Annotated in this window: 16 protein-coding genes; 13 read left to right on the top strand and 3 right to left on the bottom strand. The window is 45.3% G+C overall.

Annotated elements, in window-relative coordinates; genetic code table 11:
* The first annotated feature begins 39 nt into the window (after positions 1-39).
* From KFF44_RS12420 to KFF44_RS12380, 9 genes are all read left to right on the top strand, one after another.
* Positions 40-663, top strand: coding sequence for an OmpW family protein (locus tag KFF44_RS12420; RefSeq protein WP_255934642.1), 624 nt, complete (start codon positions 40-42; stop codon positions 661-663).
* A gap of 136 nt (positions 664-799) precedes the next feature.
* Positions 800-2,308 carry a UbiD family decarboxylase gene (locus KFF44_RS12415; RefSeq protein ID WP_255934641.1) on the top strand — a complete coding sequence of 503 codons (1,509 nt, stop codon included), beginning with the start codon at positions 800-802 and terminating at the stop codon, positions 2,306-2,308.
* Between the two features lie 108 nt (positions 2,309-2,416).
* Complete coding sequence (locus KFF44_RS12410) at positions 2,417-3,604, top strand: efflux RND transporter periplasmic adaptor subunit (RefSeq protein ID WP_255934640.1); 1,188 nt, start codon at positions 2,417-2,419, stop codon at positions 3,602-3,604.
* A 9-nt stretch (positions 3,605-3,613) separates the two neighbouring features.
* Complete coding sequence (locus KFF44_RS12405) at positions 3,614-6,781, top strand: efflux RND transporter permease subunit (protein ID WP_255934639.1); 3,168 nt, start codon at positions 3,614-3,616, stop codon at positions 6,779-6,781.
* Entirely contained in the window at positions 6,778-7,272 is a 495-nt protein-coding gene (locus KFF44_RS12400) for a GNAT family N-acetyltransferase (RefSeq protein ID WP_255934638.1), read from the top strand. The genes KFF44_RS12405 and KFF44_RS12400 overlap by 4 nt, the downstream gene beginning before the upstream one ends.
* The gene (locus KFF44_RS12395) at positions 7,265-7,732 is read left to right on the top strand and encodes a GAF domain-containing protein (RefSeq protein ID WP_255934637.1); all 468 of its coding nucleotides are present in this window, start codon (positions 7,265-7,267) and stop codon (positions 7,730-7,732) included. Before KFF44_RS12400 ends, KFF44_RS12395 begins: the two co-directional genes overlap by 8 nt.
* A gap of 46 nt (positions 7,733-7,778) precedes the next feature.
* Positions 7,779-8,198, top strand: coding sequence for a VOC family protein (locus KFF44_RS12390; RefSeq protein ID WP_255934636.1), 420 nt, complete (start codon positions 7,779-7,781; stop codon positions 8,196-8,198).
* Between the two features lie 110 nt (positions 8,199-8,308).
* The gene (locus tag KFF44_RS12385) at positions 8,309-9,880 is read left to right on the top strand and encodes an ATP-binding protein (RefSeq protein ID WP_255934635.1); all 1,572 of its coding nucleotides are present in this window, start codon (positions 8,309-8,311) and stop codon (positions 9,878-9,880) included.
* A gap of 38 nt (positions 9,881-9,918) precedes the next feature.
* Positions 9,919-10,410 (top strand): nuclear transport factor 2 family protein, encoded by a 492-nt coding sequence (locus KFF44_RS12380; protein ID WP_255934634.1) that lies wholly within the window; start codon positions 9,919-9,921, stop codon positions 10,408-10,410.
* Here the strand turns inward: KFF44_RS12380 and KFF44_RS12375 are convergent.
* Complete coding sequence (locus tag KFF44_RS12375) at positions 10,403-11,692, bottom strand: cystathionine gamma-synthase family protein (RefSeq protein WP_255934633.1); 1,290 nt, start codon at positions 11,690-11,692, stop codon at positions 10,403-10,405. The two genes, KFF44_RS12380 and KFF44_RS12375, sit on opposite strands and share 8 nt — an antisense overlap.
* A 179-nt stretch (positions 11,693-11,871) precedes the next feature.
* On the opposite strand from KFF44_RS12375, the gene yaaA reads away from it, so the two are divergent.
* Entirely contained in the window at positions 11,872-12,672 is an 801-nt protein-coding gene (yaaA, locus tag KFF44_RS12370) for a peroxide stress protein YaaA (protein WP_255934632.1), read from the top strand.
* Positions 12,673-12,681: 9 nt separating this feature from the next.
* On the opposite strand, the gene KFF44_RS12365 is transcribed toward yaaA, so the two are convergent.
* The gene (locus KFF44_RS12365; protein ID WP_255934630.1) at positions 12,682-13,164 is read right to left on the bottom strand and encodes a hypothetical protein; all 483 of its coding nucleotides are present in this window, start codon (positions 13,162-13,164) and stop codon (positions 12,682-12,684) included.
* Positions 13,165-13,303: 139 nt separating this feature from the next.
* On the opposite strand from KFF44_RS12365, the gene KFF44_RS12360 reads away from it, so the two are divergent.
* Both KFF44_RS12360 and KFF44_RS12355 read left to right on the top strand, forming a co-directional pair.
* Positions 13,304-14,482: a trans-acting enoyl reductase family protein gene (locus KFF44_RS12360; RefSeq protein ID WP_255934629.1), complete on the top strand. Its 1,179-nt coding sequence runs from the start codon at positions 13,304-13,306 to the stop codon at positions 14,480-14,482.
* 328 nt (positions 14,483-14,810) lie between these two features.
* A complete protein-coding gene (locus tag KFF44_RS12355; RefSeq protein WP_255934627.1) occupies positions 14,811-15,653 on the top strand; it encodes an N-acyl homoserine lactonase family protein in 843 nt (280 codons plus the stop codon).
* 67 nt (positions 15,654-15,720) lie between these two features.
* On the opposite strand, the gene KFF44_RS12350 is transcribed toward KFF44_RS12355, so the two are convergent.
* On the bottom strand, positions 15,721-17,877 hold the full coding sequence (locus KFF44_RS12350) for an acylase (RefSeq protein WP_255934625.1): 2,157 nt from the start codon (positions 17,875-17,877) through the stop codon (positions 15,721-15,723).
* 249 nt (positions 17,878-18,126) lie between these two features.
* On the opposite strand from KFF44_RS12350, the gene KFF44_RS12345 reads away from it, so the two are divergent.
* Complete coding sequence (locus KFF44_RS12345) at positions 18,127-18,579, top strand: (2Fe-2S)-binding protein (RefSeq protein ID WP_255934622.1); 453 nt, start codon at positions 18,127-18,129, stop codon at positions 18,577-18,579.
* The last annotated feature ends 1 nt before the right edge of the window (position 18,580 follow it).

Raw genomic sequence — 18,580 nt, 5'->3', positions numbered from 1 at the left:
AGGGCCCAGTTAATAAACGGCCTAACACAGGAGGCAACAATGAAACTATCAAAACCAATAACCGCCTTTTTAGCCTGTACAATGCTAACAGGTTCAGTATTTGCAGACGCAGGCGACTGGTTGGTTCGTTTGCGCGGTATTTATGTCGTGCCTGATGAAGCAGCGACAATTGATCCGATCGGCGGTAGCGCTCAGATCGACAATACATTCGTACCAGAGCTTGATTTTTCCTACTTTGTTACTGACAAAATAGCACTTGAGCTTATTTTGGCGACAAACCGCCATAGCCCAATTGCAGCAGGAACCGCGGCAGGCGATGTCCCTCTTGGGTCAGTAAATCTTTTGCCGCCAACATTGACAGCGCAGTATCACCCTTTAGCAGGTGAAACCTTCAGCCCTTATATTGGTGCTGGCGTAAACTATACTGTTTTCTTCAATGTTGATGAGCCTGCAGCGGTTGTTGATGATATTGACTATAGCAATTCATTTGGGTTTGCACTTCAAGCTGGTTTCGATGTGAAGCTAGACGAAAAATGGGTCTTTAACGTCGATGTAAAGCGCTTATGGCTTGATACTGATGTCTCCATTAATGGTGATACGATCAAAGCAGATGTTGATATTGATCCATGGATCATTGGTGCAGGATTTGGCTTTAAATTCTAACCTAAAATGATATTTAGCATGTGAAAAGCCGCCCTTGGGCGGCTTTTCTAGTATTTGCAGCAATGCTTGCGGAATTTGATTAGCCTGCGCGCTTTTATCCATAGCCCTGCAGGGTTGATTTCGTTATATAGACTGCATGGCTTATGATTCACTTAGAGATTTTATCGAACTTCTTGAGCGCGAAGGGCGCTTGGTTCGTGTAACCCAGCCCGTTTCGACCGAGTTGGAAATGACAGAGATTCAAACGCGTGTGATGGCAGAAGGTGGCCCAGCTATCTTATTTGAGAATGTCATCAATGAACGCGGTGAAAAATCAGAGATGCCTGTTCTGGTTAATCTGTTCGGCACCGTGGAGCGTGTCGCTTGGGGAATGACAAGGCAACCTTCTGAGCTTCGTGAAGTGGGTGAAACGCTGGCGTTTCTTCGGCAACCAGAGCCCCCACGCGGCATCAAGGATGCGTTGGAACTTTTGCCACTGGCGAAACAAGTTTTGGCGATGAAGCCTAAGAAAGTAAAGAAAGCACCGGTTCAAGAGATTGTTCTTGAAGGTGACGATGTTGATTTGTTTCAACTGCCTATTCAAACCTGCTGGCCGGGTGAACCAGCACCGCTGATTACGTGGCCTTTAATCGTGACAAAAGGGCCGGGCGACGACCGGGAAGATAATTATAACCTCGGTATTTATCGCATGCAGCGTATGACGAAAAACAAAACGATCATGCGTTGGCTGAAACACCGTGGTGGCGCACAGCAATATAAGCGTTGGAAAGACAAAAAAAGCGAGCCTGTTCCTGCTGCTGCTGTTATTGGCGCTGACCCTGGAACAATACTCGCGGCTGTAACGCCTGTCCCGGACACGCTATCAGAATATCAGTTTGCAGGGTTGCTTCGCGGTAAAAAAGTTCCCCTTGTGGACTGTAAAACCGTTCCTTTGCAGGTGCCTGCAACGGCCGAGATTGTGCTAGAAGGTTATGTTAGCCTTGATGAATATGCTGACGAGGGCCCATACGGGGATCATACTGGATATTATAATTCCGTTGAGCAGTTCCCTGTGTTCAATATTACGGCCATTACAATGCGTAAAGAGCCGATTTACCTGTCGACTTACACAGGTAGGCCACCGGACGAGCCTTCAGTGTTAGGCGAAGCCTTAAATGAGGTTTTCATTCCATTATTGCAGCAACAGTTCCCAGAGATTGTTGATTTCTGGCTGCCGCCAGAGGGGTGTAGTTACCGGATTGCAGTCGTTTCCATGAAGAAAGTATACGCAGGGCATGCGCGGCGTATTATGATGGCCGTTTGGTCTTTCCTTCGTCAATTTATCTATACAAAATTTGTGATCGTGGTTGACGACGATATCAATGCCAGGGACTGGAAGGACGTGATGTGGGCCATTTCAACGCGCATGGACCCGGTCAGGGATATAATGACGGTTGAAAATACACCGATCGACTATTTGGATTTTGCAAGCCCTGTTTCGGGCCTTGGTGGAAAGCTAGGTTTAGACGCCACGAATAAAATGGAAGGTGAAACCAACCGTGAGTGGGGTGAGGAAATCCGAATGCAAAATGATGTCGTGGATAGAATTGACAATATATGGAATGAATTGGGAATACCGGGCTCGGGTACGAAAATCTGGAAGTAGATTTTGGATATCCTGACAATCAATCAGATTTATTTTTGGACTGATTAGTCTTGAAATTGTAATGTTTAAAGATTAGATCAGGTTCTGCTCGGGAAACAGGATATAAACATGCAATCAGTCAGTTCTCATAAACCTTATTCAAAAAAATGGCTATTTGTTGGTGTTGTTGCCTTGGGTATAGGCTTTGTATCCATGATATTGGCGGGGAATGCCAATAGCCTTGGGCAAGGTGAGGATGAAACACGAGCAACCAAAAAACCTGTTGTTGAAGTCGCCCAAATCATCAAGGGTAGCGGTGATTACACATTATCAATTCCTGGGCGTTTGAGAGCACGTAGTGGAATTAGCCTTGTTGGTGAAGTTGCAGGTAAGATCACCTATGTTGATCCTCGGCTGGTATTGGGTGGGCGCTTCCAGCAAGGTGAAATTCTCGTTGAGATAAACAAGAGCAACTTTGAAGCAGAAGTGGCGCGCGCACAAGCGGTGGTGGCCAGTTCTAAAGCGCTTTTGATACAAGCCAAAGCGGATACAAACCGCAGGGTAGAACTCTATGGTACAGGCGCTGTAACTGAAGCACAGCGCGATCAAGCGGTTGCAAACCTTGCAAGCTCTGAAGCATCCCTAAAGCAAGCGGAAGCACAATTGATTGTTGCTAAGGAAAATTTATCGAGGGCAACGATTGTAGCGCCTTTTCCTGCGCTTGTTATTGCTAAAGGTGCGAGCCTTGGGGGGTATGTTTCCCCAGGGCAAGAATTGGCTCAGTTAATTGATATTCGTGCCGCTGAGTTGATAGCTGGTGTTTCCCCGCAGCAAGCTGCAACGATTGCGAAAGTATTGAGTGAAAAAACGGCTGAACTTCAGGTTCTCGCGAAACCAAATGAGGGATCAGTCGGAACGCAAACATTAGTCGGTAGAATTGATAACTTTTCCCCTGTTATTGATACAACATCAAGGTCGGCCCTTATTGTTGCTGTTTTCCCTGATGCCTTTGCGAAAGAAAATACAGGCCGTGTTTTCTCGGAAGACTTTATGACACTTGAAATTGCCATCAATGCTGATGCTAATCACGTGTGGCAGGTTCCTTATGGGGCACTTCGCAGGGATGAATATATCTGGCTTGTTGATGAAAGTGGTATACTACAAAAGCAGACTATAACAGTTTTAAGCGATACAGCGGGTTTTGCTATGATCCGTTCAGAGGCCGACTTGCTGAATAAGCGTGTTTTATTGACGGCCCTTTCAGAAGAGCGTGAGGGTATCGAGGTTGAAGCTGTCCTTGTGTCCAATGAGAAATAGAGGGCACAAATGAAACGTTTGATAGAAATTTGCCTTGAAAACCGGGTAGCAGCTAACTTGTTTGCTGCGGTTATTATCATATCTGGATTAATCTCTATCCAGATTTTGAATGTTCGTCTGTTTCCTGAAATTGTTTTAAACGCAATCTCAATCACAGTCCCGTATCCTGGTGCAACGCCTAGCGAGGTGGAAACATCAATTGTCAAACCCATCGAGGAGCGCCTTGAAGGATTAGAAGGGGTGCGCAAGCTGACCGCACTCGCGGGATCTAACGTTGCAAGTGTGATTGTTGATCTGGAAGAAGGGGAAAGCATCCCTGCGATGCTGGACGATATTCAGACCGAAGTGGACCGGATTACAATTTTCCCGCAGCAATCAGAGCGTCCGCAAATTACCCATGTGGAAGTCGATGAACTAGCAGCCCGTATCGTCATATACGGCGATAAAAACATTGGCGAATTAAAGTTAATCGCTGAACGGATTAGATCAGACCTCGCGGACAAGCCTAATATTTCAAGAGCGTCCATTAATGGTGCCCCAGAATACTTGATCGATATTTCCGTTAGTGAAGATACGATCCAGTCGCTTGGTATGTCACTGGTAAACATTGCTGAACGGGTGGCGCGGCAGAGTGTTGATCTTTCTGGTGGTGAAATCGAGAATGCACGCCAGAAATTACTCGTACGATCCACTGGTGAACGCAGAAACGGCGAAGAATTTAAAACTGTCGTTCTGGGGTCGGGGGCCACAGGAACACCTATTTACCTGGGTGATGTGGCTCATGTGAATGATGGTCTCGCTGAGACACCAATAAAAGCTGTCTATCAAGGCCAACCAGCCATGTTCATTTCTGTATTCCGTGCCGGGGATGAGAAACTTTTGGACCTTGCTGATGCTGTGCGGGTCTATTTTGACAAGGAAATTGAAGCAGTATTACCGTCTGGTGTCGATGCTGTTTTCTGGCGTGACGAGTCTATCCCGCTGAAACAGCGTATTAATTTGCTGTCAGAAAATGCGTTTATGGGGCTTGTGCTTGTTTGTCTTTTGTTGATGGCATTCCTTGATATTCGTATTGCTGCATGGGTTGCGTTTGGTGTTGGGGTTGCGTTTGTCGGCGCCTTTACCTTTATGGCCCCGCTTGGTGTCACGATTAATCAGTTGACTTTGTTTGGGTTTATTCTTGCGATCGGTATTGTTGTTGATGATGCGATTGTGGTCGGTGAGAATATTCACGCGACATGGCGGAAGGGCTATGCGCCAGATGAAGCCGCCAGAGTTGGTGTTTTAAGAGTTTCGACCCCGGTTTTATTCTCTGTATCAACTACGATTGTTGCCTTTGTCCCATTATTGTTCATCCCGGGGACGTTTGGGCAGTTTTTAGGCCCTATTGCGTCGGTTGTGATTATTGTTCTGTTGATTTCGCTCTTCGAGAGTTTCTTGATCCTGCCAAAGCATTTATCGCACCTTAGAAGCGAGGCCCCCGGAAAATATTCCCCCCGCAGATTGGCGGACCCGTTTCGCGACTGGTGTGCCGCTCGCTTGCGTGTCATCACTGAAGGTCCTTTGAGAAAAGCCGTAACTTTCTGTACACTTAATCCATTAATGACCGTTCTTTTCGCCTTTGGAATTTTTTTCGCATCCTTAAGTCTTGTGACTGGCGGGGCCGTGAAATTTATTTTCTTCCCCGAAGTAGAGGGCGATTATGTAACGGCTGAGCTTGAATTATCCGAGGCAACTTCTAAGGAGCAAACAATCCGTTTTGCTGAAATGATTGCGGATAAGGCGCCAGCAGTCGCAAAAGCGATTGATCCGAATGCGAAAGGCCTGGAAGGCGTTTTCTGGACGCTTGGTGTACCACTCGCGCTTGATAATGCTCAGGCTTCTACAAGTGGTGGTGCGGCGGCTAATAAAGCCTATATTGTTGCGCGCCTGCAGGAAGCTTCGAGCAGAAGTTTTTCTGCAAGTATCTATGAAACAGAGTGGCGGAAAGCCATTGGTGATATCCCTGGAGCCCAGAAATTAACCATAACCTCTGATCTGGTAACGGCTGGTGCGCCTGTCCAATTGGAAATCAGCACAAGACTAGATAGTGATACACGGGCAGCGGTTGAAGCCATCAGACGCGAGCTAGAAGCTTTGCCTGGCGTATTTGATGTCCGTGATGATCGTTTTCGAACGACAGACGAAGTGCAGATCGCACTAAAACCGTTAGCGCGTTCCTATGGTATATCTCAAAATGATTTAGCGCGCGAAATTCGGGCAGTGTTTTTTGGGGCTGAGGCTGTTCGTGTTCAGCGTGACAGAGAAGAAATTCAGGTTCGTGTTCGCTTGCCAAAAAATGAACGCGGCAATTTTGAAGCCATGAAAAACCTGAGAATTCGGGTTGGTGATGGGTTTGTCCCGATTGAAAGCCTTGCAGACTTAACAATAGCTCCTGCGCCTGCCGCAATCACGCGCATTGGAAGCAGACGGGTCTATACGCTGAGCGCTGATGTGGATACTAATTTCTCAACAGCCGGTGTTGTAACTGACTATATCTTAGAAGAGGTCTTACCGCGCGAGCGAGAAAGTTTCGATGGGTTGAACATCACTCTTTCTGGTGATCAGGAAGAACAAGCGCAGGCAGGTCCTGCGATTGGTCGTAATTTCATTGTCGCTATGATGGTGATTTATACTTTATTAGCCCTCAGCTTTAAATCCTACACCCAGCCCCTTATTGTTATGCTCGCCATTCCATTTGGTTTCATGGGAGCCTTGATTGGACATGCGGTTTTAGGGCTTGATCTTACACTGCTCAGTATGTTCGGCGTTATTGGTCTGAGCGGGGTGATTATCAATAATTCCTTGATGGTGATCAGTTTTGTGAATGATCGACTTGAAACCGGGGAGCATTATGTGACCGCGGTGATCGAGAGCACCTTGGAACGGTTTAGGGCTATTTTGTTGACCACTTTAACTACCTTCCTCGGAGTTATTCCTATTATCCTTGAAACCAGTGTTCAGGCTCAGTTCCTCGTTCCAACGGCGGTTTCACTTGGGTTTGGTATCATTGTTGGCACGATTGTCCTCATATTTACATTACCGGCATTTGCGGTCCTTCATCTCGCGATCTTTGGGCATGCGAATATGAAAGGTTATGATGGCTTGCTTAAGCGATTTGTAAGGGCCCTTGTATGATGAATAGTTTTGAATACAGGGATATAAACCGCGCAGACATTGATATCGTCCTCGGCCTGATCAAAGAATTGGCAACACATGAAGGCCGACCAGAAGCTGTCACGATTACGCCCGAGCGCCTTACCGACCTGTTGTTTGGGGGAAACCCAGTCGCCCATGGAATAGTTGGATTGGTTGACGGTCAAATTGTTGGCTACGCTTTGTCAGCGGTTAAATTTTCGAGCTTCAAAGGGCATAAAATCGCCTATATCGAAGATATATTAGTAAGCCAGAATGCGCGCGGTAATGGCTTGGGTATAAAAATGATGCGTGCAACTGTTGAGAAGGCATTATCAATTGGCTGTGAAGCTCTTGAATGGTCTGCACTAGATGATAATGAAGTTGCCATAGGATTTTATGATCACATTGATGCGGACCGTGAAACAGGCCGTATTCATTTTGAGTTTGACTTTCAAAGTATGCAAGGTTTTGTAGGTAAAGATTATGACTAAAACAGAGATTTATCAAACGACTGAAAGTCAAATTTTAGCTGTTCTTGAGGGCGAAGATAATGTGACGGCGCAGATGGCAACGATATCCTGTCTGTTGGCACAGGCATTTCCTGAAACATTTTTCTGGACCGGATTTTATGTTGTCTCCCCCGAAAATGATCAGGAATTGGTTGTTGGCCCATATCAGGGGACTTTGGGGTGCTTACGCATCCCATTTGGTCGCGGGGTATGCGGAACGGCCGCTGCTGAAGGGGCTACCCAGATAGTGAAGGATGTGCATGCCATTGAAAATCATATTGCATGCGATAGCCGCACGAATTCTGAGATCGTTGTGCCGGTATTTGACGGGAAACAGAAAATGATCGCTGTTTTAGATGTTGATTCTGAACACCTAAACTCGTTTGATACTGATGATCAAATATGGCTTGAACGTATCGTGAATAAGGTTTTCGCTGCTTAGCTGGTAAGCCCAGTAAAGAGTATTAAGAAATAAGATTGGAAGTTTGATGAAATATTTACATACAATGGTCCGGGTAAAAGATATTGATGCTTCTATCGATTTTTACTGTAACAAACTTGGCCTTGTTGAAGTTAACCGTAAGGAAGTCCCTGCAGGTCGTTTTACGCTTGTGTTTTTGGCGGCACCTGGTGACGAAGATGCACAGGTAGAGCTTACCTACAACTGGGACCCTGAAGATTATCCATCGGGCAGAAATTTTGGCCACCTGGCGTACCGTGTTGATGATATATACGAAACGTGCCAGCGATTGATGGACAGTGGTGTGGTTATTAACCGGCCACCCCGTGATGGATATATGGCTTTTATCAAAAGCCCGGACAATATCTCAATTGAGCTTTTACAGGCAGGAGGCCCAAAAGCCCCTCAAGAGCCTTGGGCTTCAATGGAAAACACCGGAACTTGGTAACAATCGCATAGTGATATGTATTTTTCTTGTGAACATTAAGAAAGTATTTAGTTTCCTCGGATATCCATAAGAAGCACACTAGATAGGTACTATGGTTGGGAGCCAAACCTGTGAAGCTTCACTGGTCTAATAGAATATCATTTAAACTAGCACGTACATCGGTCATTATTGCGTTTGTCGTTGGTGTCATCTTGTCTGGTGGTCAAGTGTATCTTGACTATTTTGAAGAAGTTGAACTTTTTGATGCTAAAGTTAATCAAAGTCTTGAGGTTGCCAAAAACGCATCGACCCGCGCTGTATTCATTCTTGATGATACATTAGCAAATGAAGTGATCACCGGATTGCTTAAGTATGATTATATCTCCCAAGTTAAAATCATGGATGAGGATGAGAGAGTTCTTGCCGAAGGGGAGCAGGAAACGCGAGTTGATAAGAGTACTTTTGAATTTGCCCATTGGTTTTTTGACCAAACAGTAAGTTACGAGGCTGACTTGGAGTTGCCAGATTCTTCAGCGTCTGGCCCAGGAAAACTAATCCTTCAGGTTGATAAAGCGGTTGGTCTGCAGCCATTTTTCTCTCGTGCGATAACTACGTTTTTAACCGGTTTTCTAAGGAATTTAATACTGGTGATGTTGCTCTATATCTCATTCTACAGGGGGTTAACAAAACCCTTAAATGAAATTGTAAGGCAGCTAGCTAGCATCAGCCCGGAACAACCTGGTGAAAAACGTATCAAGCTTTTGAAGTCTTATGAGAAAGATGAGCTGGGGCTGCTCGCGCGTCAGATCAATATGTCTTTTGACGCTATTCAGCAACTTTTGGATAGCTTGCGGTCAACCAATACGGCTCTTGCCTCGTCCGAAGAGGCGCTGCGACGTCGCTCGTTAGAGCTTGAGCATGAGATTGTCCGTACGATTGAAACGACCAAGCAATTAGTGGAAACCAAGGAAGAGGCTGAGGCCGCAAACCGAGCGAAAAGTGCATTCTTGGCAAATGTTAGCCATGAACTCCGTACACCCTTGAATGCGATTATTGGTTTTTCTTCGATCATGGCAGATCAGATGTTCGGACCAATCGGCCATGATAAATACCGTGAATATTTAAGCGATATCCGCACGTCCAGTGAGCATTTATCGGATGTTTTAGGCGAAGTTTTGGACCTGGCAAAAATCGAAGCAGGCCAGCTTAAAATTGAAGACGAGCATGTTGATATGAAAGCCCTCTGTGACGAGAGCTGTTCGTTGGTTACAGGTCAGGCGGTTGTCCGCGGCTTTAACGTTATTTCTTGTATCGAGGATGATATTCCGCTTATTAACGGCGATCGGTTGCGTATCAAACAGGCGGTTCTTAACTTATTGTCTAACGCTGTTAAATTTACGCCGCAGGGTGGAAGCAACGTCGAACTTCATACATTTATGAATGATGACAAAAGTGAACTTGTTGTCTCTGTTCGTGACAGCGGGATTGGTATCCCTGAGGAAGAACATGACCTTATCTTCTCTCCATTTATGCGATCTGCGTCTGCACTTAGCCGTAGCCATGAGGGTACGGGCCTTGGATTGTCTCTTGTAAAGGCCTTTATGGATATGCATGATGGTGATATCAAGCTATCAAGCGAAGTGGGCAAAGGGACAACAATCACGTTACATTTCCCTTCGGAACGGTTTATCAGCCAGTCGTAACCTCCTCGCTATAGATAAATATATATTGCGAGGGTCACATGGTTTTAAATCCGAATAAAACGCTTAGTATAAGTATATTGATAATTTCCTTTTTGGTTTTCCTGCTTGCTGCAGAAGTTAAAGCGCAGGCAAAAGGCCCCGAGGATGTTATCGAGCAATTATTCGATGGCATGCGGGCAGGTGACGGCTCTGCCATTCGTAGTATAGTTGCTGAAGGCGCGTCCCTGGATCGGGTTACCGCCAGTGGTGAACTTCGAACCGGTGGGTTTGAACGCTGGATCAGTTGGGTTGACCAACAGAAAGAAGGAGACGCTGACGAGCAAATATTTGCCGTTAAAGTGCAAGAATTCGACAATTTGGCAACCGTTTGGGCACCCTTTATCCTTCACTATAAGAAGGAACTGGTAGGCTGCGGTGTAAATCAGTTTACTTTAGCGAAAGTTGAAGGGGTATGGAAAATTGTGCACGGTATTGACACCGCGCACAATGGAGACTGTTCAGAATTTAGGTCATTAGCAAGGTTTAAATAGCGTCTAAAGCTTGAGTCAGGTCTGCGATAAGATCATCTGTGTTTTCAACGCCCACAGATATCCTCAAAGTTTGCTCTAAAATCCCAAGTCGTAATTTAACGTCATCTGGAACATCCGAATGGGTCATCGCAAATGGGTGTTCCATTAAGCTTTCTGTACCACCTAGGCTGACTGCAAGCTTGATAATTTGTAGGGCATCTAACACTCTGAAGGCCGCGGCTTCGTCGCCTTTAATATCGAAAGAGAATGTGGAACCAGCGGATGTTGATTGGCGGCTGAAAATTCGGTGCGCCTGACTGCCTTCCTCCAGAAAGCCCAAATAGTTCACTTTCTCTACTTTCGGATGGTCACGCAGGAATTTAGCGATTTTTTCCGCACTAATGGCAGAGGCACTCATCCGCAGCTTTAACGTTTCTAGAGAACGCATGATTAGCCAACCTGTATGGGGGTCACACATTGTGCCTAATATCGTTCTAAACCCTTGAATTGGTCCCATGACATCAGCGGCACCAACGGCTGCTCCTGCCACAACATCAGAATGCCCCGCGACATATTTGGTTAGTGAGTAAAGAACAACGTCAACCCCGAATTGAAGAGGCTTTTGCCAAACAGGCCCAAGGAATGTGTTATCAACCATAACTATTGGCTTGTATCCCTGTTCTTTTTCAAGGACCTTTGCTGCATCACCGCAGCGTTGCAAATCAATCAATCCGTTTGTTGGGTTAGCGGGCGTTTCGGCGTAAATAACAGCAACTCGGCCCAGCTTTTTCGCTTCTTCAAGTGCAGGCTCCAGCGTGAGCTCGTCCCATCCTGATTCAAATTCAACCGATTTTATGCCGTATTCGGGTAAGATGTTGCGTATAAGATATTCTGTTCCACCATAAATCGGCGCAGAATATACAATTACATCACCAGGCCGGAGATAGGCCATTAAGCTTGTGGCAATTGCGGCCATACCGCTCGAAAACGTTAGGCCTTTGTCGGCGTCTTCCCATAAAGCCAGTCGGTCTTCGAGTACTTCAAGGTCGGGATTGTTAATGCGTGAATAGATCAGGCCAGGCTCTTCGCCTTTCGCGGCTTCGCGTTTGCCGTAAGCAAGCTCAAAAAAATCTTTACCAGCTTGAGCGTTCTCGAAAACAAATGTGGATGTCATAAATATTGGTGGTTTTAACGCTCCTTCTGAGAGCATTGGGTCGTAGCCATATCCCATCATTTGCGTTTCAGGGCTTAATTTATGATTGCCAATTTTTGTTTTCCGATAATTTCTTTTTTGGTCGCTCATTGTTGCCTCACCTGTAATCCTAGTTCATCAGCTTTCTTACGGTGAAATTAGTTTTATCTGCAACTAAATTCGAACGATTGGGGATAGTTCTCTGATTTAGATTTAGGCTAGATATATATCAGACGTTTCATCTATAAGGTAAATATGTTCGTAAAAGCTCGAAAATAAGGAACAGAGGTATGTTGTTAGTTTTATCACCCGCAAAAAAATTAGATTTTGAAACAGACTGGCAAACTAACGCTTTTAACGGTGAAGCAGTAACTCAGCCCGCTATGCTTGCTGATGCTCAAGTTCTCATTAAAAAAGCGAAGACATTAAGTTCGTCAGATTTGAAGGCGATGATGGGACTTTCTGATAACCTGGCAGATTTGAATGTTGAGCGATTTAAGGCTTTTAAGACACCTTTCACTGAAGGCAATTCCAGACCTGCCATCGATGCCTTTAAAGGCGATGTGTATGTCGGCCTTGACGCACCCTCACTAAGCGCAGAAGACCGTGCTTTCGCTCAAAGTCATTTACGTATTTTGTCTGGCCTTTACGGTCTCTTGAAGCCCCTTGATTTGATGCAGGCATATCGCTTGGAAATGGGCACAAAGTTTCAAAACGAGCGCGGGACAAGCCTCTATCAATTCTGGGGCGAGAAAATTGCCCAGCAACTGAATGCCGATTTTGAAGGCGATGACGGGGTTCTCGTTAACCTTGCGTCAACAGAGTATTTCAAGGCTGTTAAGCAAAAAGCTTTGAACGCCCGTATCATCACCCCCGTTTTCAAAGATACGAAAGACGGCAAAACACGCGTTGTTTCCTTTCTCGCTAAAAAGGCACGCGGCATGATGGCGCGTTATATTATCGAGAATAGAATTACAGATCATGAGAAACTGAAGGCTTTTAACGCCGGAGGGTATGAGTTTGATCAGAATTTGAGTGATGGTGATACGTGGGTATTTACACGTGAGCAGCCTGCACCTGGGCAAGCTTAGATTTGTATTTTAGTTATTGGGGTTGATTTCAACGTCCACAATTTCAGCATAAGCGTTTCCATCACGCCAATGGGTGGGAACGCCAGTGGGTATATAATATCGACTATGTGACATTTGCCAGACCTGTTCAGGGGCTAGGCTATCAATTGCATAATTGAAACTGGTGTTGTCATGAACTGGATGAAAATAGCTTTCATGAATAAGGCGCTGTTTTTTATCAAAAAAATTGATTTTAACCCTGACCTGAGAAAAAGAAACGTCGCTTTTATTACGTAACCGGAACCAAATAGCTGGTTGCTTATGCCCCCCGACCAACTCAACTCGCCTTGCAAAAAATTCATATATTTCTAATTGATCAATATAGGCTGCTTTTTCTTCTGCACTCAGCTTTCGTATCGCCTTGGCGCTGTGATCGCCTGACGTGAAATTTAAACCCAGTATTATCAAGATGAGAATATAACCCATCCTGATAGTATATTTGTGGCCTGACATCGGTTTCCCCAATTCTTTGTTGGGAAGATATTAGTACGGAAAGTTTGTCTTTGCATAGAGAGTATTTGACCTGAGTGCGTAAGTGTGATTTTGATAATAAAAAATAATACAACACATTAAAATATAAACGGAGGCAAGCATGTCTGTTTCAAAAGAGTTTGATGTTATCGTTTACGGCGCTACTGGTTTCACTGGCCGATTGGTCGCTGAATATTTGTCTAATCAATATGGTGTTGATGGCAATGTCAAATGGGCAATGGCTGGCCGAAGTGAAGATAAACTGAATTCCGTACGTGCGGAAATTGGCGCGCCTGAAAATACGCCTTTTGTTGTTGCTGATGCCAATGATCCTGCATCAATTCGCGAAATGGCCGCCCGGACCCATTCAGTTTTAACAACTGTTGGACCATATCAATTGTATGGCTCTGATTTGGTTGCTGCTTGCGTTGAATGTGGCACTGATTATGTAGATTTATGTGGTGAGCCAGCATGGATGCATCAAATGATCAAAGAGTTTGGCGAAAAAGCCAAGGAAACTGGTGCAAGGATCGTATTTTCTTGCGGGTTTGATTCAATTCCATTCGATTTGGGTGTTTACTTCCTCCAAAATGCAGCAAAAGAAAAGTTTGGTCATACTGTGAAGCACGTTAAGGGCCGTGTGCGGAAAATGAAAGGCACGTTTTCTGGTGGTACTGCCGCAAGTTTGAAGGCAACGATGGCCGCTGCAATGCAAAATCCAGAAGTTCTAGAGGTTCTTAAAAACCCATTCTCTTTAACGCCTGGTTTTACGGGCGCTGAACAGCCTTCCGGCGCTGAGATTGTCTTTGAAGATGATATGCAAAGCTGGGTCGCACCCTTCATTATGGCTGCAATTAATACCCGCAATATTCATCGCTCCAATATGTTACTAGGTCATTCATACGGCGAAGATTTCACTTACGATGAAATGATGTTAACGGGGCCGGGTGAGCAAGGGCAGGCAATAGCAAAAGCTGTTGCGTCAGATAAGTCGCTCGCCAGCGATGACGCTCCCAAGCCAGGCGAGGGACCAAGCAAGGAAGAACGCGAAACAGGCTTTTATGATGTCCTATTCGTGGGATTGGGCGACAATGACGAGCGTATTCATGTGGGTGTTACAGGTGATAAAGACCCGGGATATGGTTCTACGTCTAAAATGATTGCTGAAAGCGCGATTTGTCTTGTGAAAGACGCGGTCGATACCCCGGGTGGTATATGGACCCCTGCGCCTGCAATGGGGCAGAAATTGATTGACCGCTTGGTTGCAAACGCAGGCCTTACGTTTGAGGTTGAAGCTTGATCATCACATAGATGTCACTTGATCTGTTTATTGCAACAAATGACTTATGATTTCCAGTTATAACATAGAAGCTTCATGTTTCTTACCCGCTCAGCACCTTAGTATGGTGCTGAGTTATTTTATTGTGCAGTATTCTATATGGTGAAACCTTTTACCCGCTGAAAAATTCAACTTCAAAATGGATTTTATGGATTTCGGTCGTAACGTACCTCGTTGGGTTTTTCTTTGCTTTTTTGGCAGCAGAAATATTTTACGGATAAAGTGATACGCATTTAAACCGTTATCTTGTAAGCTCGATCAAATGCTATTCTTATAGGGAGTTTTGATTATGAAAAAAAGTGTGCTTGTCGGTGCAACATGCTTATTGTCTGCGATGACGTCTGGCATTGTATCTGCTGAAGAAGATAAAGTTAAACTATATACACTTGATTGCGGGCGTATCGAAATGCTTGATCTTGATCTTTTTGCCGATAACGGTGCGTTCAAGGGGCGTAAAAACTCTGCTGCTGACGCCTGTTATTTGATCAGGCATCCGAAGGGCGATTTATTATGGGATACAGGCTTACCTGAAGCCTTGCATGAGCAAAAGGGCGGTGTCACCAACGGCCCATTCCATTTGGAGCGCCCCAAAACCCTTAAAGGTCAGCTTGCGGATATTGGTGTTAAGCCAGAAGACATTGAGTATGTATCTGTTTCCCATTCACATTTTGACCATGCCGCTAATTTAAACGATTATGCTGCCTCGACTTGGATCGTTCATGAAAAAGAATATGAGTTGATGTTCAGTGACGCGTCGCGTGCAAACGCTCAGTCGTTTGCCGCCTATGATAAGCTTGAAAATTCACAGAAGGTTATGTTCGATACCCCACATGATGTTTTTGGTGATGGAACGGTCGAAATCATTCCGATGGTTGGCCACACACCTGGGCATTCCGTTTTGAAACTGGAACTTGCGAATACAGGCACGGTTTTATTAACAGGGGATTTGTACCATTTACAGGAATCGCGAGAGTTAAAGACCGTACCTCGCTTCAATACAAACGCTGATGATACACGGATGTCGATCGAAGCTTTTGAAAAATTGGCGCAAAAAACGAATGCTCGTGTTGTTATTCAACATGTAGTTAAGGATTTTGAGGCGATGCCGCAAATTCCAGCGTATCTCGACTAACATATATTAGAAAAGCATATGGAAAAGGCCCAACTGGGCCTTTTTTTTGCCTTTGAAGGTAAGGGGTTTATTTGCCAGGTGAATAGGCGCGTTCCAGATTGGCTTCAATGTCAGCGCGGTCCATCAGCATTTTTCTGAATTTTTTTTCTGCAAACAAAGGAACCTGATCATCATAATGCATCGATGATTGGTCTTTGGTTGCGCTGCCAAACTGATGAATAACCTTCGCATTCAATTCGCCCTCTTTATCCCATTCGACGATGGCAATATAGGTATCACCTGCAAAAGCATGTAATTTTCCGTCTTCACGAATAGTTTCCGGGTAAATTGCACGTAGGATATCAGGGGCACCGTCCACAGGTAGATCGGTTTTTCCTCTGATAATACGATTAACCTCTCCCCACGTCGGGTCCAGTTTTCCATAATTCGTTTTCAGCAGATCAACGGCGTTTTTGAAGGCCGTCTTATTGTCTGGTGCTGGTGTTCTCGTATAAGATTCTGTAACTTTGGGTAACGTTGTAAGAACACCGAGTGCAGCGTGCTTGTTTTCAATATCTGTAGACAGGTCCCATGCTTTCAAATGGTCTATGGCTTCAGTCATTACTGGATCTGACGACCAGTCCTCAGCCACGAGGTCGTTCACGACTTTGGCGGCGATAGAGTTTTTAGCGTATTTCAGGTCAAACTTGATCGCCAAAAGGCTTTCTTCATCAATTACGGCATAACTCTGGCTTAATTCGCGGGTTCGCAGACTACGATTGGTTTCATGGGTTTCTAACCCCATTGTTGGAGAGAACTGATCAGGTTTCAGATTGTCAGGGCCATCGGTTGCAGAAAACGGGGTGTTGTTGCTGTTATATAAGAAACCGGAGGCCGGATTGAAAATTTGAGGCACTTCCTCAAAGGGCTTGTAATCGGTCCAGATCAGATCGGACCTGTCACCCGGGAGGTATTTTCTCCATTCCCAGCCTTCGATGCGGTCAGGATATTGGCCATTATGGATAAACCCGATGTTTCCTTCCTTGTCAGCGTAAAGATAATTGATGCTAGGAAGCGCCTGCATCGCAAGGGCGGCTTTGAATTCCTCCAGATTTTTTGCTTTGTTGTAACGATAATATTGTTCAAATTGCCTGATTTCACCTTGGCCAGCGTATCTGATGGCATAGGTGCCATGTTTGCTTTCAATCACTGGTCCATGTTTGCTAAACAGGATCTCGCGCTCTGCCGGAAAAGCAAAGGACCCAAACAGTTTCACATCAATTGTTGCTGTTTTTTTTGTAAAGGGTACCCATTCTCCATCCAGAAGATATTCCTGATCATTTTCAGGATTTCGGGTTAAGACATAAATATCGCTAAGATCAGGTTTGTTGACGGTGTTTGCCCATCCGAGATTGCGATTGAACCCATGAAGAATAAACATGCTTCCAGGGAACGTGCCGCCTGCGATATCCAATCCTTCGCCTGATACGAGATGCGCTTCATACCATGCAACAGGCCCGGAAAAGGGTTGATGCGAATTCACAACCAAGCGTGTTTTACCGTCGCCCGATCTTTTGGGTGCAACGGCCATCGCGTTTGAACCACGTTCCCCAAGGGTTCGGGCTGCGGGTGAATAGGCAACGCGGTTTTCACTCGGGTCAAGGGCGATTTCCTGAACGCGTTCATCGCCGAACAAAGGCATAATCTCACCGTCTAAGCCGTAAAAAAATGGCGTTCGAAATATGCCGCCGGCGATTAGGTCTTGTGGTGTGATTGGAAATAAACCCTCCCACGCTTGGTCAGGATGTTCCGCAGCATAGAGGTTAATCCCCGCGGCATAGGCTTCGGCAAGTGCTTTGATTTCTGGTGTTACATCTGTTTCGTATCGCTCTTTGATAATATCCCAAACGCTGAACAGGTTTACAATATAGTCTATCGTTGCAGCGTCGAACCCCCGGTGCCGTGCCAGAACACCTCGGCTTGCTGCGAGGCTTTCCTGAACGGTTTCAAAATCATCCTCGGCTTGTACGTATCCCATGCCGAAGACTGTATCCTGATCGCGTTCTCCAAATATATGCGGAACACCCCAATTATCCCGTAAAATCTCAACGTCATAGTTTTGGGAGGCCTGCGCTAAAGTTTCAAAGGATGGGTTCTTTGGAAGAGGGGACCATGTGTAGGTCATCGCCGATACGATTATCAGTAAAAAAAATAGTCCTGCGAAAACTATAAGCTTTTTTTTCATGTGCCCAGTACCCCGTTTAATAGCCCAAATATCGTCAATATAGATTTTCAACGCTAATCCTAGATTTTAAGACTTGCAAGCATCATGAAACAACTTTCCAATTGGATCAGCGAATGTGCTGGCGACCAATTTGTCTCAAAAACCTGTCAGATCATCTTAAGTTGATTTCCTGTCCCATTAAAAATATGTATGATCGTACGACATGGGAAATTAAGACTCAGCCCATTGGGGTCTCGAAGGGAAGACATAATGAAATTTCAGGTTAATGATCGTAACGTTGAATTTGACGGCGATAATGAAATGCCGCTTCTTTGGTATTTGCGCGATATCGAAGGAATGACAGGTACGAAATTTGGTTGCGGCGCAGGTTTATGCGGTGCTTGTACGGTCCATGTGGACGGTGTTGCTGTTCGTTCTTGTCAAACGCCGATGGAAGATGTTGAAGGCGCTCAGGTTAAAACAATCGAAGGCATGGCCGAAGGTGATACGCTATCAGCGCTTCAACAGGCATGGTCTGATAACGATGTTCCCCAATGTGGATATTGTCAGGCTGGTCAAATTATGCAGGCAGCAGCGCTCTTGAGCGAAAATCCAAGCCCAACCGATCAGGAAATCGAAGAAGCGATGTATGGCAATATTTGTCGCTGCGGTACGTACCAACGGATTAAAAATGCTATCCGCCAAGTTGCGAAGGAGGCGTAGA

Origin of the sequence: Kordiimonas sp. SCSIO 12610 (genome assembly GCF_024398015.1) — a bacterium.
In the GTDB taxonomy this organism is placed as follows: Bacteria; Pseudomonadota; Alphaproteobacteria; order Sphingomonadales; family Kordiimonadaceae; genus CANLMI01.
The sequence above is the reverse complement of the archived record's forward strand: the minus strand, read 5'-3'. Positions and strand labels throughout refer to the sequence as shown.

Bases quoted from the DNA above. Each gene is read 5' to 3' on its own strand.
- KFF44_RS12380 (WP_255934634.1), top strand. From the start codon at position 9,919: ATGGTTTTAAATCCGAATAAAACGCTTAGTATAAGTATATTGATAATT.
- KFF44_RS12420 (WP_255934642.1), top strand. From the start codon at position 40: ATGAAACTATCAAAACCAATAACCGCCTTTTTAGCCTGTACAATGCTA.
- KFF44_RS12395 (WP_255934637.1), top strand. From the start codon at position 7,265: ATGACTAAAACAGAGATTTATCAAACGACTGAAAGTCAAATTTTAGCT.
- KFF44_RS12375 (WP_255934633.1), bottom strand. From the start codon at position 11,692: ATGAGCGACCAAAAAAGAAATTATCGGAAAACAAAAATTGGCAATCAT.
- KFF44_RS12365 (WP_255934630.1), bottom strand. From the start codon at position 13,164: ATGTCAGGCCACAAATATACTATCAGGATGGGTTATATTCTCATCTTG.
- KFF44_RS12415 (WP_255934641.1), top strand. From the start codon at position 800: ATGGCTTATGATTCACTTAGAGATTTTATCGAACTTCTTGAGCGCGAA.
- KFF44_RS12345 (WP_255934622.1), top strand. From the start codon at position 18,127: ATGAAATTTCAGGTTAATGATCGTAACGTTGAATTTGACGGCGATAAT.
- KFF44_RS12360 (WP_255934629.1), top strand. From the start codon at position 13,304: ATGTCTGTTTCAAAAGAGTTTGATGTTATCGTTTACGGCGCTACTGGT.
- KFF44_RS12400 (WP_255934638.1), top strand. From the start codon at position 6,778: ATGATGAATAGTTTTGAATACAGGGATATAAACCGCGCAGACATTGAT.
- KFF44_RS12350 (WP_255934625.1), bottom strand. From the start codon at position 17,877: ATGAAAAAAAAGCTTATAGTTTTCGCAGGACTATTTTTTTTACTGATA.
- KFF44_RS12405 (WP_255934639.1), top strand. From the start codon at position 3,614: ATGAAACGTTTGATAGAAATTTGCCTTGAAAACCGGGTAGCAGCTAAC.
- yaaA (WP_255934632.1), top strand. From the start codon at position 11,872: ATGTTGTTAGTTTTATCACCCGCAAAAAAATTAGATTTTGAAACAGAC.
- KFF44_RS12410 (WP_255934640.1), top strand. From the start codon at position 2,417: ATGCAATCAGTCAGTTCTCATAAACCTTATTCAAAAAAATGGCTATTT.
- KFF44_RS12390 (WP_255934636.1), top strand. From the start codon at position 7,779: ATGAAATATTTACATACAATGGTCCGGGTAAAAGATATTGATGCTTCT.
- KFF44_RS12355 (WP_255934627.1), top strand. From the start codon at position 14,811: ATGAAAAAAAGTGTGCTTGTCGGTGCAACATGCTTATTGTCTGCGATG.